General features: G+C 65.4%; 18 protein-coding genes. 5 read left to right on the top strand and 13 right to left on the bottom strand.

What is annotated here, in order from left to right:
• Positions 1-244: 244 nt before the first annotated feature.
• Positions 245-928 (bottom strand): endonuclease III, encoded by a 684-nt coding sequence (gene nth / locus E2481_RS05130; RefSeq protein ID WP_136716063.1) that lies wholly within the window; start codon positions 926-928, stop codon positions 245-247.
• A 119-nt stretch (positions 929-1,047) separates the two neighbouring features.
• On the opposite strand from nth, the gene E2481_RS05125 reads away from it, so the two are divergent.
• Positions 1,048-1,860, top strand: a complete 813-nt coding sequence (locus tag E2481_RS05125; RefSeq protein ID WP_136716062.1) for an RIO1 family regulatory kinase/ATPase domain-containing protein — start codon at positions 1,048-1,050, stop codon at positions 1,858-1,860.
• 21 nt (positions 1,861-1,881) lie between these two features.
• On the opposite strand, the gene E2481_RS05120 is transcribed toward E2481_RS05125, so the two are convergent.
• Entirely contained in the window at positions 1,882-2,433 is a 552-nt protein-coding gene (locus E2481_RS05120; protein WP_136716061.1) for a cupredoxin domain-containing protein, read from the bottom strand.
• Between the two features lie 130 nt (positions 2,434-2,563).
• Between E2481_RS05120 and E2481_RS05115 the strand changes: the two genes are divergently transcribed.
• Positions 2,564-4,138, top strand: coding sequence for an aldehyde dehydrogenase family protein (locus E2481_RS05115; protein WP_136716060.1), 1,575 nt, complete (start codon positions 2,564-2,566; stop codon positions 4,136-4,138).
• Positions 4,139-4,366: 228 nt separating this feature from the next.
• On the opposite strand, the gene E2481_RS05110 is transcribed toward E2481_RS05115, so the two are convergent.
• The 4 genes from E2481_RS05110 to E2481_RS05095 all read right to left on the bottom strand — a co-directional run bounded on the left by E2481_RS05110 (position 4,367) and on the right by E2481_RS05095 (position 6,155).
• Positions 4,367-5,179 (bottom strand): carbon-nitrogen family hydrolase, encoded by an 813-nt coding sequence (locus E2481_RS05110; RefSeq protein WP_136716059.1) that lies wholly within the window; start codon positions 5,177-5,179, stop codon positions 4,367-4,369.
• A gap of 1 nt (position 5,180) precedes the next feature.
• Positions 5,181-5,609 (bottom strand): CoxG family protein, encoded by a 429-nt coding sequence (locus tag E2481_RS05105; RefSeq protein ID WP_136716058.1) that lies wholly within the window; start codon positions 5,607-5,609, stop codon positions 5,181-5,183.
• A gap of 56 nt (positions 5,610-5,665) precedes the next feature.
• On the bottom strand, positions 5,666-5,890 hold the full coding sequence (locus E2481_RS05100; protein WP_136716057.1) for a DUF7123 family protein: 225 nt from the start codon (positions 5,888-5,890) through the stop codon (positions 5,666-5,668).
• A gap of 79 nt (positions 5,891-5,969) precedes the next feature.
• On the bottom strand, positions 5,970-6,155 hold the full coding sequence (locus tag E2481_RS05095) for a DUF7525 family protein (protein WP_136716056.1): 186 nt from the start codon (positions 6,153-6,155) through the stop codon (positions 5,970-5,972).
• Between the two features lie 211 nt (positions 6,156-6,366).
• On the opposite strand from E2481_RS05095, the gene E2481_RS05090 reads away from it, so the two are divergent.
• Together E2481_RS05090 and E2481_RS05085 are read left to right on the top strand one after the other, a co-directional pair.
• The gene (locus E2481_RS05090; protein WP_136716055.1) at positions 6,367-7,533 is read left to right on the top strand and encodes an LEA type 2 family protein; all 1,167 of its coding nucleotides are present in this window, start codon (positions 6,367-6,369) and stop codon (positions 7,531-7,533) included.
• 162 nt (positions 7,534-7,695) lie between these two features.
• Positions 7,696-8,121 (top strand): DUF7528 family protein, encoded by a 426-nt coding sequence (locus tag E2481_RS05085; RefSeq protein WP_370628393.1) that lies wholly within the window; start codon positions 7,696-7,698, stop codon positions 8,119-8,121.
• Between the two features lie 22 nt (positions 8,122-8,143).
• Here the strand turns inward: E2481_RS05085 and E2481_RS05080 are convergent, their stop codons facing one another.
• Both E2481_RS05080 and E2481_RS05075 read right to left on the bottom strand, forming a co-directional pair.
• Complete coding sequence (locus E2481_RS05080) at positions 8,144-9,178, bottom strand: phosphate signaling complex PhoU family protein (RefSeq protein WP_136716054.1); 1,035 nt, start codon at positions 9,176-9,178, stop codon at positions 8,144-8,146.
• Between the two features lie 104 nt (positions 9,179-9,282).
• Positions 9,283-10,350: an ATP-NAD kinase family protein gene (locus E2481_RS05075; RefSeq protein WP_136716053.1), complete on the bottom strand. Its 1,068-nt coding sequence runs from the start codon at positions 10,348-10,350 to the stop codon at positions 9,283-9,285.
• Positions 10,351-10,474: 124 nt separating this feature from the next.
• On the opposite strand from E2481_RS05075, the gene E2481_RS18925 reads away from it, so the two are divergent.
• Positions 10,475-10,609 carry a hypothetical protein gene (locus tag E2481_RS18925; protein ID WP_256867882.1) on the top strand — a complete coding sequence of 45 codons (135 nt, stop codon included), beginning with the start codon at positions 10,475-10,477 and terminating at the stop codon, positions 10,607-10,609.
• 5 nt (positions 10,610-10,614) lie between these two features.
• On the opposite strand, the gene E2481_RS05070 is transcribed toward E2481_RS18925, so the two are convergent.
• The 5 genes from E2481_RS05070 to tfe form a co-directional block, all read right to left on the bottom strand.
• Positions 10,615-11,313 (bottom strand): competence/damage-inducible protein A, encoded by a 699-nt coding sequence (locus tag E2481_RS05070; protein WP_136716052.1) that lies wholly within the window; start codon positions 11,311-11,313, stop codon positions 10,615-10,617.
• Positions 11,314-11,378: 65 nt separating this feature from the next.
• Complete coding sequence (locus E2481_RS05065; protein WP_136716051.1) at positions 11,379-12,101, bottom strand: chemotaxis protein CheC; 723 nt, start codon at positions 12,099-12,101, stop codon at positions 11,379-11,381.
• Positions 12,102-12,212: 111 nt separating this feature from the next.
• Positions 12,213-12,980, bottom strand: coding sequence for a DUF5803 family protein (locus E2481_RS05060; RefSeq protein ID WP_136716050.1), 768 nt, complete (start codon positions 12,978-12,980; stop codon positions 12,213-12,215).
• Positions 12,977-13,642 (bottom strand): DUF2110 family protein, encoded by a 666-nt coding sequence (locus E2481_RS05055; RefSeq protein WP_136716049.1) that lies wholly within the window; start codon positions 13,640-13,642, stop codon positions 12,977-12,979. The genes E2481_RS05060 and E2481_RS05055 overlap by 4 nt, the downstream gene beginning before the upstream one ends.
• Positions 13,642-14,172, bottom strand: a complete 531-nt coding sequence (tfe, locus tag E2481_RS05050; RefSeq protein WP_136716048.1) for a transcription factor E — start codon at positions 14,170-14,172, stop codon at positions 13,642-13,644. The genes E2481_RS05055 and tfe overlap by 1 nt, the downstream gene beginning before the upstream one ends.
• Positions 14,173-14,265 lie beyond the last annotated feature (93 nt).

The raw sequence follows: 14,265 nt of genomic DNA, 5'->3' as shown, positions 1-14,265 counted from the left end.
CCCGAGATGTGAGCCCCGACCGCCGTGCTGCCGACCATTGCTCGTCTCGTAGGATCTTCCTATCGACCCTACACTCGAGTAGCGATCTGCTACTGCATTAATCGTTTTTTCGACTTTCGAAACTTTGGTGGCGATATAGTGGCCGATTAGCCCAGGTTACATCCAGCTACGTTCCACGTCGCCCGAAACCGATTATGATCGGACTAGCCGGAGTAACTCGTTCGTTCTTGGCGGTAGCACGCGCTTACCACGCGTCGCCGCTGGCGAGGTCGACGTCGCTGTCGCCCTTCGCCGAGGGACACAGGTCCGCGAGCACGCAGTCCGCACAGTCCGGGTTGCGCGCGGTACAGGTCGCGCGGCCGTGACTGATGAGCAGGTGCGTGAACGCCTGCCACTCCGCCTCGGGAACGACGGGTAACAGGTCCTCCTCGATAGCGGGCGGTCGCTCCGCTTCGGTGATGCCCAGTCGGCGCGTGAGCCGCTGGACGTGCGTGTCGACGACGATGCCCTCGACGATATCGTGGCCGTGCTGGAGGACGACGTTCGCCGTCTTCCGACCGACGCCCGGGAGGTCGGTCAGTTCGTCCATCGTATCGGGGACCTCGCCGTCGTGTTCGTCGATCATTTTCCGACAGGCGTCCCTGATGTAGCCCGCCTTGTTGTTGTAGTAGGTCACCGAGTTCAGGTCCTCGGCGAGTTCGTCCTGATCGACCTCGGCGTAGTCCTCAGGGGTCTCGTACTTCTCGAAGAGGTCCGCCGTGACCTTGTTGACGCGCTCGTCGGTACACTGCGCCGAGAGGACGACGGCGACGAGCAGTTCGAGGCGGTTCGAGAAGGTAAGCGAGATCGTCGAGTCCGGATATGCCTCGTGGAGGCGGTCGATGACTTCCTGAACCTGCCGTTCTCGCGGCTCCAGCGGTGTGCCCATACCGGAACCGTGGCCGGCCAGAACTTGGGCGTGTCGGGTTCCGCGTCCGTCGCCCGCTGGGCCGGTCCCTGGTGGCCAGACCGAAGGGATATACCCGTGGGTGTGCTTCTCGTGGGTGTATGGCTATTCGTCGGCTGCTTCGCGGGCGCGTCTCCAGGGAGCGCCTCAATCCCGTCGTCGAGGAAGTCTGTGACCGCTACGACCTTCCGGACGGCAGCGTCGAGTTCCTCGATGCCGACAACTGGCTGTCGACGCCGCTGGTCGTCGACGACCAGTTGTTCGTCAAGGTCACCTCCGAGCAGAACTCGCTGGTCCACGCGCTGTTTACGGCCGGGCGCAACCTCGGTGCCTTCTCCAGCGGGACGGAGGGGTTTTTTCAGCACTTCGACACGCCGGTCGAGATGGCCGAACACGAACTCGCGGCGACGAAACGGATGCGCGAACTGGGTCTCAACGTCCCCGAACCGCTGGAAGCGTTCGAGGTCGACGGCCTGGGCGTCCTCGTCATGGAGTACCTCCCTGCGTTCCGGACGCTCGACCAACTCGACGCTGACGCCGTGCGGTCCCACGCGCCGGCGCTGTTCGAGGCGCTCGCGACGATGCACGACAACGGGCTCGCCCACGGGGACCTCCGCGAGGAGAACGTCCTCGTCGCGGACGGCCGCCTCTACTTCATCGACGCGACCAACGTCCGCGACGGGCGCATCGAGGACGCGCGCGGCTACGACGTGGCGTGTGCGCTCGGGTCGCTGACGCCACACATCGGCGCGAGCGAGACGGTCGCAGCGGCGCTGTCGGCGTACTCGCCCGAGGAACTCCTGGCCGCTCGGGAGTTCCTCGATTTCGTCAACATCCGCCCCGACCACAGCTTCGACGCCGCCGCGGTCAAAGGCGAGGTCGAAAAAGCCGCGACCAGCTCGAACGGGACGTGAACGGGAGTCTCGACGAACTAGTCACTCACACGGAAGCGAGCCGGCGCGTTCAGCATCGCCGACCAGCACGACGCCGCACATCGTCGACTGACCGTGAATCGAACAGTAGTACTCGTACGTGCCGGCCTCCTCGAACGTATAGGCCGTCTCCTCGTCCTGTTCTAGGGTCTCCGATTCGAACTCCCACGCCGTCGCGCCGTCGTTGAACTGCGCACTGGTCACGTCGTGTGGGACCCCGTCGCGATTCACCCACCGGACTTCCGTGACGGGATCGACCGAAAGCTCCATCGGGGCGAAGGCTGTCCCGTCCATCTCGACGACTTCGCCAGACGGCAGGGGCGGCCCCGCCCCGGGCGTCGTTTCGCCCGGCGATTCAGTCCCTCCTCCGCTCGGCGATCCCGTTGTTTCGGTGTCCGTCACCATTCCGCCCGGATTCCCGGTGATCTCGGTCGTCTCCACGGGTTCGTCGGTTCCCGTCTCAGTCGCGTCCCCGCCCTGATCGGCACAACCGGCGACGACACCGGCCAGCGATAGGCTGCCGAGTCGAAGGATGGCACGTCTATCGAGAGGCATACGTCTCCGGTTAGCCACCCACGTACCTGAAACCAGGGGACAAGTCACCTCACCGTCTTTTCGCGGATGCGATCGGAAGCCACGGAGATGCCTTTTTTACACCGGGCGTGCAATTCTTGCCGGTGATCGTATGAGTCAGCACGGACAGCCCCAGTACGAGCAGTACATCGACGGCGAGTGGGTTTCGGGCAGCGGGACCGAGACCTTCGAGAGCATCGACCCGGCGACGGGCGAACCCCTGGCCGAGTTCCACCGAGCGACGGAAACGGACGTCCAACGCGCTGTCGAGGCCGCCGAGGGAGCCTTCGAGTCCTGGCGCGACCGCTCCTATATCGACCGCGCCGAACACCTCTGGGACATCTACCACGAACTGCGCGAGCGCACGGACGAACTCGGGGAGATCGTCACCAGGGAGTGCGGCAAGGAAATCTCGGAGGGTCGTGCCGACGTGGTCGAGGCGTACCACATGGTCGAGTGGGCTGCCGGCAACGCTCGCCATCCACACGGCGACGTGGTCCCCTCTGAAATCCCCAGCAAGGACTCGTACATGCGCCGGCGACCCCGGGGCGTCGTGGGCTGTATCACGCCGTGGAACTTCCCGGTCGCCATCCCCTTCTGGCACATGGCCGTCGCCCTGGTCGAGGGCAACACGGTCGTCTGGAAGCCCGCCGAACAGACTCCGTGGTGTGGCCAGATCGTCGCGGAGATGTTCGACGACGCGGGAATCCCCGACGGCGTCTTCAACGTGGTGCAGGGCTTCGGCGACGCCGGCAACGCCATCGTCGAGGACGACCGCGTCGACACCGTCCTCTTCACCGGCTCGGCGGAGGTCGGGCACGGGATCGCGGACAAATTAGGTGGGGAACCCGGACGGGAGGTCTCGCTGGAGATGGGCGGGAAAAACGCTGTCGTCGTCACCGAGCAGGCCGATCTTGACATCGCCGTCCATTCAGCGGTAATGTCGTCGTTCAAGACGACCGGCCAGCGCTGCGTCTCCAGTGAGCGACTGGTCGTCCACGAGGACGTCTACGACGAGTTCAAAGCCCGGTTCGTCGACTTAGCCGAGGACGTGGCCGTCGGCGATCCGCTCGACGAGGACACGTTCATGGGACCGGTTATCGAGGAGAGCCAGGTCGAGAAGTTCCACCAGTACAACGACCTCGCGCGCGAAGAAGGCGTGACCGTGCTGGTCGACCGCGCCGACCTCGCCGACGACGAGATTTCCGAGGGCGGGGCTGTGTCGGCCGACCACGGCGAGCGCAGCGGCGACTTCGCGAACGGTCACTGGGTCGGCCCGTTCGTCTACGAGACCGAGTACGATCCCGAACTCCGCTGTCTCAAAGAGGAGGTGTTCGGCCCCCACGTCGCGCTGATCCCCTACAGCGGTGACATCGAGCGGGCGCTGGAGATCCACAACGACGTGCCCTACGGACTCGCCGGGGCCATCGTCAGCGAGGACTACCGCCAGCTCAACTACTACCGGGACCACGCCGAGGTGGGACTGGCCTACGCGAACCTGCCGTGTATCGGCGCGGAGGTCCAGTTGCCCTTCGGCGGCGTCAAGCAATCCGGAAAGGGCGCGCCATCGGCCCGGGAGGTCATCGAGGCGGTGACCGAGCGGACGGCCTGGACGGTCAACAACTCGAAAGACATCGAGATGGCACAGGGGCTCTCGGCCGATATCACGACGAGTAACGACGACTGAGTCCCTCGGTGGACTGGAAGTAGAGATGGACGCCTCGGCAGGCCGGCGTTCCCTGCCGAGGCGGGTGCGCCGACGGGACGAGGCGGATTGCGACAGGTCGGCTGTCCGGACAGCCGGATGTCGCAACGATGGCCGAGCAGCGAGGCGGGTGTCTGCTGTTGCCGGTCTGACGTGAAAAGCGTCGTACCGGCACCGACCTGTAGGTTTGCCCCGCGGATAAATATTCGGTTAGGTCCGGCGGTCGTCGAGCGCGGGGAACTCGTCGCGCACCGCCCGAACGCGCTCGGGGTCGACGGTCGCCGTCACGATCGTCGGGTCGTCGTCCGCGCTCGCGAGAACTGTCCCCCACGGGTCGTACACCGTCGACCGGCCCAGGAGCGTGGCCTCGTCGAAGCTCCCGCTCCCGTTGACCGTCGCCACGTAGAACTGGTTCTCGATCGCCCGCGTGCGCGGAAGGGTTTGCCAGTGCTCGACGCGGGGATAGGGCCACGCGCTCGGGACCAGCGCCAGCGTGACGCCGGCGTCGACCAGTCGCCGGTACTGTTCGGGAAATCGCAGATCGTAACACGTCGTCATCCCGACGGTGAATCCCCCGAACTCGACGACCGGCACCGACTCGCCCGGGACCAGCAACTCCTGCTCGGCCGAGCCGTACCCGAACAGATGTCGTTTCCGGTAGACCGCCTGGCGCTCGCCGTCGCGGTCGAAGAAGACGCTCGTGTTGGCCAACCCCTCCGTTGCCGGCACCGCCGCGTCGGTTTCCCTGGCGGTCTCCCCCAGGTCCTCGACGATGCTTCCCGCCAGCACAGCGACGTCGTGTTCGCGGGCCGTAGTTGCGATCGCCGAGAGCGTCGATCCGCCGAGCGGTTCGGCACGGCGGCCGTAGCTGTCGAACGCGAAGTAGCCGACGTTGAAGATTTCGGGGAGGGCGACGAGGTCCGCGCCCTGGGCCGCACCCTCCGCGATGGCGTCTTTGGCACGCGAGACGTTCGCGGCCACCTCGCCGCGTTCGATGGCCAGCTGGGCGAGTGCGAGTTTCATCTCAGGCCTCGATACCAAGGTCGTCCAGCAGCGCCTGTTCGATGTTGTGCAACTCCTCGTCCATGTTCCGTTTGAAGTAGCGCTCGACGCCGGGGAGCTTGCCGTCGACGGTGAACCGAGTGATGAGGCGGGTACCCCCGTCGATGGGTTCGAGTTCGTGCTCGCCGACGACGCGCATCACCTTCGACCGGCCGACGAACTCGACGCGGTGGGGCGGGTCGAAATCGACCTCTTCGGTTTCGACGGCGATGGACCTGTCGACGACCGGTATCGGGAGCTTGAGATACCAGGTCGCAGTTCGGTCCCCGGTCTTATCGAAGTCGGAGACGACGCTGATCGGCCGCGCTCGTTTCTCCGGGTCGGCGATGAAAGTCCATACCTGCTCTGGCTCCGCCGGCAACTCGAAGGATCGCTCGACCCGGACAGTCATACACGCCCTTCGGGTCCCGCGTCAAAAAAGAGTGCGACTCGGCTCGGTCCCCGTAATCAGGCTCTGGTGACCCGCCAGGTGGTCGACCGCGCACGTCCCCACTTCTCGATGTCGACCTCGTCGGATTTCTCGGCCAGTCGCGGCAGGCGTGCTCCCACCTGCTTCGCGGAGAGTCCGATGCTCTCGGCGATGTTTTTGGCTCGGACGTACGACTCACCTCCGGCGACCTGGTCGCGGAGGTGCTCTAGAATCCGCCGTTCCTCCTCACTGTAATCGGCCATACCGAACGTAGGCGGTGCTGACTTTTAACGGTTCGTTTCCGGTAAGTGTCGCATCGCCACCGGCTTCGGAAGGTTAGTCCTACGAGAAGAGGTGGATGGCTGCGATGGCTATCGAGCCGGCGATAACCGCGAGTGCGAAGCCCCAACCGGCGGTAAGCTGGTCCGCCGACGCGACGTACATGACGACGGCCCCGACGACGGCGATCGTGCCGAAGACGAGTCCGAGGCCCAGCGACTTGTCCGTCTGCAGTCCTGTTTCTGCCATTACCGCCCGTTCCGCTAGCGCGCACTTAGTTCATACGGAGTTCTCGTGGGTTCGACCGGCAGTCGCTCATACGGTTTGCTGTAACTGTGTACCGCGACGACCGCCCGATGTCGGGCGGTCGATGTGGAAATGACTTACAGCAGTCCGTATCAGGCCCGAAGCCGCTGCCAGAAGACATATTTACCGACCCGGATAGGGTACCGGCACACGTATGTCTCGGCTTACGGAGACGTTTCTCGGCAGTACGGTACGCGTCGTCTCGACCGCTCTCTTGGGGGTCGTGGTACTGATCGCGCTCGCCTTCTTGCTCGGACTGCTGGGCGTCCCGGAGGTGGCCTCGGTCCAGAACAGTTTCGGGCCGGTCAACGAGTCGACGACGACGATCCAGACCGACCTGGTGGTCTCCAACCCCAACCCCGTCGGCGTCTCGCTCGCCGGAACCACCGTCAACTACACGGTACTGATGAACGACGTCACGATGGCCAGCGGCCAGAAGGAGGGCGTGCGGGTCGGGCGCGGTAACTCGACGCTCTCCTTTACGACGTCCATGCGAAACGACCGGATTCCGGCCTGGTGGCGCTCGCACATCGCGAACGACGAGCAGACGCAGGTCGTGATCGACGCCCGCGTCACGTCCTCGACGCTGGGCGGACGCGAAGTCGCGCTGCCTCAGAAAGAACGGGTCGAGACCGACATCATCAGCCAGTTCAACTCCGAGGAGACGCGGCCGATCGACGCCAACCGGCCGCTCGTCGACGACCCGGTCCTGTACGTCAACGAGACGAGCGCCCAGTGGGACACCGAGGGACTCTCCGAGGAAGAGACGCCCATCGAGATGTCCTTCGACGTGTACAACCCCAAACCGTGGCCCTACGCCGTCAGTGAGGTCGGCTACACCATCACGATGAACGACGTGACCGTCGGCCAGGGGAGTTCCGAGGACGTGGCGACGGTGCTGCCCGGCCAGACCGAGCGGATCCGAACGCGGACGGCCATGCAGAACGAGAACCTGGACGAGTGGTGGGTGAGTCACCTCGAACGGAACCAGGTCACGGACGTCGAAATCGACTTCTATCTGGTCGTCGACCCGCAATCCGACCTGGCTGGCGTCGGCGAGTTCCGGATTCCGCTGGAGGCCGTCGACTACGAGCGGACCATCGAAACCGACATCTTCGGGACGAAGAACGGATCGGCCGCCAACGGTACCGACGAAGCCGGCGACGACGGTTCGATGCCCATGCCCGACAGTACCGACGAGGACGAAGACGCCGCCACGCCCACTGGGGAGACGACGGATTCGACCACCGACACACAGCCCGAGACGGCCACCCGGTCGGACGAAACGACCACCGAGGACGACGGCGGACTCCTCGGCTGATCCCCTGCCGATCCGTCGACCGGTCGGCGATCCTTTATAAAGACCCAGGTCACGCCCACAGCAGGGCTTTATTCGATGCCGTGGGAACATGCGACTGCATGACACGGAGTGTAACCGCTCCTGATCGAGTTCTTCGACGGTGATGAAGAGCCCGATGGGGGGATCGCAGTACGGAGAGAGGGAGAATCGATACGGGTGACCGTCGGCGGCCAGACTCACGCCCTGTCCAGGGAACAGGCCGAGCAGCTACAGGACGCGATCGGGGACGCGATGACCCGGGAACGGGAGTTCCTGCACACGACCGGGACACACCGCGAGGACGGGACGTACGTCGTCTCCCGCCGGGGTGCCGATTCGGCGGGCAACACGAAGGTGTTCGAAGAGTTCGGGAACCTGCGGCGCCTGTTCGAGCGCCTGCCGGCGGAGTTCACTGCCGAGGAGGTCGGCCGGACGGGGATCACCGGCTCGCGTCGGCACATGCTGGTGCGACACTTCGCGGAACACCCCGCGTTCGACTGTGCGATCACCACGAGAAACCCGCTGACGGGCCGCAAAACAGCCGCGAACGACGATACAACGGTCGAGTAACGACCCTCGAGGTCCCAGCCGGCTACTGGATCTTCGTGTGGGCCGACTCCTCGTTGAGCGCCAGGTTCGTCGCGATCTCCGCGTTCCGAACCGCGTACTGGGCGGTCTGCTGGAGACTCACCAGCACCTCGCGGACGCGGAGCAGGTCCTGGTTGTCCATCTCCGGGAGGTCCGAGAGGATCTCCTGCTCGCGGTTGCCGATGTCGGCGTACTGTTTCCGCACTTCGATCGCGGTGTCGTAATCGCGCTCGACGGCCGCGGTGACGCCCTTCTCCGTGATCTCGTTGACCTGGTCGGTGAACTCGCGGATGCGTCGCATCGTCGACGACTCGACGTTCAGCGTGTGCCCCTCGGTCTCTAGGACGATCTCCGCGATGTCCTCGGCGTTGTCGGCCGTGAGTTCGAGGTTCTTCGCGATCGAGCGGTAGCCGATGAGCGGGAAGCCGTTGTCCAGTCCCACCGCACGGGCGAGGTTCGGGTTCTGGTAGGCGGTGAAGATCAGGCGCAGGAGGAGGACGAATATCTTGTTGGCCTGGCGCTCCCTGTTCAGCGCGCGCTGGGCCAGGTCGGGGTTCCCGTGTGCGAGCGCCTTGACCGCCTCGTTGCGCATCGTCGAACCGGTCGATTCGAGTCGCTCGAGGAGGTTGTCGAGCGTGAAGTCCTCGGGGTCGACCGAACACCGGATGGCGATGCGCTCGGGCGTCTCTTCGATGACGCCCAGGCCCATGAGCTGGGTTTCGGCGTTGTAGACGGCATTGATGTGTTCGCTCATCAGCGTGCCGTCTTCGCCGGCCTCGACGTGGATGATCCGTCGGCCCAGCACGTACTGGGCCACGATCGCGCGCTCGACCGCGTCCGCATCGAGGTCTTCGGCGTAGATGATCGCTTCCGACTCCTCGCTCTGGACGGACTCGGGCATCACCGTCAGCGTCCCTTTGCCACCGATTCGGAGCGATACCTCGTCCCCCTTCTCGACGTGGTGCTCCTGGGCCCATTCGGCCGGGAGCGTCATCGCGAGGGTCGAGGGACCGAGCCGTTGCACCTTACGGGTTTCCATATGCCCTTTGTCAGTCGTCGGCCACCTTAATTTTGTCTATACACCACTTATGACTGGCCGAAATGTAATATCTCTTCGTGAAGGTCCGCCGTATCGGTGTGTTCCTAAACCACTTCCATGAGGCGTCGCTCGAAGCGCCCCACCCGCACCTGGAGCCAGCCGCGGAGCTGCTCGTCCAGTTCCGGATCTCCGGTATCGACCCGTAGTACGCCGATTTCGTCAAGTTTCCGCTTCGATGCGACCACTTCCAGGTCACACTGCCGGATCACTTCCGGAGAGAGTTGCTGGTTCCCGCGACCGAAGACGAACCCCTGGCCGCCGATGGGAGAGACGACGATGACGTTCTCCTCGCCCAGCGCGTTCAGGATCTCCTGCTCGCCGCCGTCCTCGACGAGGACCGTCCCGTCGCGCCAGACGTCGACGCCGAGCGGTGACCCCTCGAACCCGAGCGCTTCCTCGACAGCGCCGACGGTGCTGCCCGGACCGAGTACGTAAGTCACGCCGGGTTCGGTTTCCCTGGCCACGCCCTCGGCGAGGCTCTCGACGGTGCCGCCACCGAGCTGTTTGCTGGCCTGGCGCTGTTCGGCGGCCGGCACGCTGACGACGCCGCGCAGTTCCGTGTGGACCTCGCCCTCGCGGTACTGGTCCTCGTCGATGTCGTTGACCTCCGCCCGCTCGGTCTCCGAGAAGGTCGCTGCGATCTGGCCCGCCGCCCGGGGCGTGACGCCGAACACCTCCGAGTAGACCTTCACGCCGGCCGGTACGCCAAGGATCGGCGTCTCGTCGCCGAGTTCGTCGAGCGTCTCTGTCACGTCGACGGCGGTCCCGTCGCCGCCGACGAACAGGACCAGGTCCACGTCCTCGGCCAGGAGGGCACGGACCGCCGCTCTGGTGTCTTCGGCCGTCGTCTCCTCGCCGCTCGGTCGGCCGACGACCGTCGGATCGAACCCGGCTTCGCGGGCCGGCTCGGCACCCATCCGCCCGCCGTAGGTCAGGAGTTCGGTCTCGGGGCCGAGTTCGTGGAGGCGTTCGAGGGCCTCGCGAGCGCGGTCGGGTGCCCGGGGCTCAGCGCCCTTTTCGCGGGCCTCCGCGACTTTCCCGTCGGTTCCCTTCAGTCCCACGCGGCCGCCCATCCCGGCGATCGGATTCACGACGACGCCGATACGACGCATTAGCGATGCGTACTGGCGGCATCGTGAAAAGGCGTCCGGGCTGACCCGGTATCGCCTTCCGCTCGTCGAGATCCGGCGGCGACACTCCGGGATTCTTAAGACCGCGGGGTCGGAACGGCCGGTTATGAATCTCGTACTCGCAGCGCAAAACGCGACCGAGCCGGGTGTGCAGGAAGCCGTCATCAACAGCGCCGGGGCTGCGGTCGGGCTCGTCAGCCTGGTGCTGGTCGCGGCGTGGTGGGCGTACTTTTACCGCTGACCGCGCTACTCCGTCCGGTCCGGCGCTTCGACGCGATCGCGGAGCCACGCGGCCGCCGACTCGACCGCGTTCTCGTCGGTGCTCTCGAACCTGATTCGAACAGGGTCGCCGGGATAGCTGCCGACCTTCACGTCGAATCGTTCACGGACCTCGCGAATCCGGTCCAACATCGCGCTCTCGGGTTCGTCCGCTTCGACTGTTTCGACGTAGCGACGCGCTCCCTCGAACTCGTCGGCGACGTCCTCGAACATGGCCTTCATCTCGTCGGGGACGCCCGGCAGGACGTAGACGGAGCCGATGACACAGCCGGGCGCGACCCCAGCACGGTTCGGGAGCATCCGCGCGCCGGCGGGGATGTCGGCGGTGCCTTCCGCGAGGTCCTCGCGGGTGTAGCCGCCGTGTTCCTCGATCCAGGCCAGCGCCTCCTCGCTCTGGACGACCTCGCGACCGAAGGCGGCGGCGACGCCGTCCATCGTGATGTCGTCGTGTGTCGGCCCGAGTCCGCCGGTGACCACGACGGCGTCGTACTCCGCGTGGTACTCGTTGACCACGCGGGCGATGTCGGCGAGCCGGTCGGGGACGACCGACACCCGCTCGACGGTCGCACCCTGTTCGGAGAGCCGCTTCCCCAGCCAGGACGCGTTCGTGTTGACTGTCTCCCCTGCAAGTAACTCGTCCCCCACGGTGACCAGCGCGACGCGCATGACCCGGGATTGGCGGCCCGCAGGTAAAAGTCCATCAGGTGCCCCGGCCAGAAGGCCGGACCGGCTCAGAGATCCTCGAACGCCGTGTGATCGGTTCCGAGGGTCTCCCCATCGTCCGCGTCCTCACCGTCGTCGTCCCCCTCGTCGTCGGTTTCGATGTCCTCGATCTGTAGCTCCTCGGTCCGGATGTCGTCCATGTCCATGTGATCGACCAGGTTGACGAACGATCCGGGGTCCGGGACCAGGAAGATGCGGATCCGGAACTCGGTCCCGGGGTCCGTGACGTTCACCTGCGAGTCCAGAACGATCGCCAGCGAGTCGGTGCGGACGTGCGAGAGGTTGTCCACCATCAACTGCCGCCCGGTCCCGTGTTCGAGTTCGGGCGTCGCCATCTCGATCGACGAGCCGAGCGTGTTCGCCATCCCGTCGATGAACCCGGAGGTGAAGATGTTGCACATCTCCTGGAGCGCGCTCTCCTGGAGTTGTGTCAGTTCGCCGTCGACCTCGGTCCCGGTCATCTCCTCGGCGATGCTCTCGGCGGTTCCCTGGTCGAACGTCATGATAAAGTCGCCGTACGGCGGTTCGGTGAGGCTGATCGTCGCCGAGAACACCTCGTCGTCGCCCAGGTCGTCGGGAATGTCGCCGGGCGTGACCATCGAGAGGCTCTTGACGGCGACCTCGGCGTTGAGTCCCGCCAGCGATTCCAGCGAGTTCGCGACGTTCCCCGCCCCGCTTTCCATCAAAACGTTGATGATACGGAGCTTCCGAACGTCGATAAGCAGGGGCATTCGGTCCGAGCCAACGGCCCGACGCAATTAGTGGTTTCGGGCCGTTCAGTTCCGCGAACCCGAACGGTCAGCGAACGTGGCCCAGGAACGGGGGTGTACCACGGATGGTGGTCACCGCATCCCCGGCGGTGGTCCCCCGTCGTCCGAGTCGTCGCCGGTGTCGACGTCGAGACCCACTTCCTCCCGCTGTGCTTCGAGTGCGCGGATCTGCCGGAGGTAGTAGATCGCCCCGATAGCCCCTACCACAAGCATGAGGGCGAACAGCCCGCCGAACAGCAGGAGGTCCCGGGCGAGGTACCACCGGATCGAGACGGACTGGGCCTCCACCTCGTCCCACGAGACGGTCACGCGGTCGTCGTCGATGCTGGTCTCGTGCCCGCGCGGACTGACCTGTGCGAGGATGGGGATGTCGACCCGGGCTCCAGGCGGCAGCGTCGCCTCGTAGCTCCCGCTCACGAAGGTCGGCATTCCGAACTGCTTGCCCCGTCGCGGCGACCGGAAGGCGAGTTTGCCGTCCTCGGCCGGCGTACTGACGACGGCTCGCTTTCGCTGGAGGTCGACGTTCTCGGCCGAGACGTTCGTGACCGTCCCGTTCTGATACCGGAACTTCACGCCCTCGATGTCGAGGGGGTGTCTCGTTCCCAGCGCGTCACGCTGGTAGAGTTCGAGCTCCGACTGGTTGTCGACGACATAGACGGCCGTGTACTCGTCTTTCGTGATGTCGAACGTCGCGTTGGCCGACGTGTTCCAGTCGTAACTGACGTTCTGTTCGATCTTTTCGGGGTCCGGCTCGCCCGGCCCGAGGATGGTCGAACAACCGGCCAGCGCGGCCAGGAGCGCGAGTAGCCCCACACCGACGAGGAGCCGTCGCCGCGTCACGGTACCACGGCGAGCAGCTCCGCCGGCAGGTACTCGCCGATGCTGGCCAGCAGCCCCGGCGGGTCAGTCCCCTCGCGACAGACGATGCTCCCTTCCAGCAGGCCGAGTCGCTCGACCGTGACGATGTCCTGAGCGTGTCCGGCCCGATTGACCGTCGCGCGAATCTCCGAGCGCGTGGCGCTGTTGACGTTGACCCGTCCCGTGCCACGCGTCCAGTCGTAGAGCCGGTCCTGTTCGTCCTCGGCCAGGCGCGGCGTGTCGTCCCAGACGAACCGGAGCGGCATGTGCTGGACCAGCCCGAACCGCGTCCGGATCTGCTCGGGAGTCCCCTGTCCGAGACCGAGCTCGTCGGCCGGAATCCGTACCTCTTCGCCCGCGTCGAGGACGAACCCGTCGTCGTCCCACCCCTCCAGCGTGCCGACGTAGGTCTCGCCGGCCTCGAAGTGAGGCGTGATCTCGCCCCACTCCTCGCGGAGGAGGTTGCGCGCGACGACGTCGTCGTCGCCCTCGATGGTCACCGAGGGGAAGTCGTCGTCGCGGATCCCGATGTCGACCGTCACGTCGAGGTCGCCGACCTCGTTGTTCACCATCGACCGCAGACTGTCGAGCGCCCGGTCCCGTGCGTCGCCACCGACGTACAGCTTCGTTGCGAGGACGACCATCAGGCTTCGGTCTCTCGTTCCACGTTCAGTTCGTCTCGGAGGTTCGCGACGCGCTCGTCCATCGACTCGACGAGCGCCGTGTTCTCCATCGCGTCGACCGGCGAGCCACACTCCGGACACTCGAAGCCGAAGTCCATCGCCTCGTCGAACTCGAACCGGATGCCACAGACCTCACAGAGGTAGAACTCGTTGTTGTGCTCGTAGTCCTGGCGCTGTTCCAGGGCGTCGAGCAGCCGATACATCTCCTCTTCGAGTTTCTCCGGGATCTGCTCGTATTTGAACGTCCAGAGATAGGTGAGCCATCCGGAGTCCTCGTCGCGGAGGCGTCGGTACGTCGCCAGGTCGTTCTCGTAGAGGATGAAAAGCGCCCGGCGGACGTCGTTCAGTTCGAGGCCGAGTTCCTCCGCGAGTTCCTCGTCGGTCACCTCGCCGTCAGGCGGTGCCGCGGCGACGGGCATTCCCTTCGGTCCCACCAGTTCGTGGAGGTACTTCTGTATAACCGGGTCCTCCAGGAGTTCCTCAAAAGCCATTGGCAGTCAATCCGGGCGTGAGTCGTTTAAACCCACCGGACCGTTCTCCGACTCGGCAGGACTGGACGTGGTTTTAGATGGGCGTAAGCCGAA

Source organism: Halorientalis salina, assembly GCF_005049285.1.
In the GTDB taxonomy this organism is placed as follows: Archaea; Halobacteriota; Halobacteria; order Halobacteriales; family Haloarculaceae; genus Halorientalis; species Halorientalis salina.
This window is presented reverse-complemented; position numbering and strand designations above follow the sequence as displayed.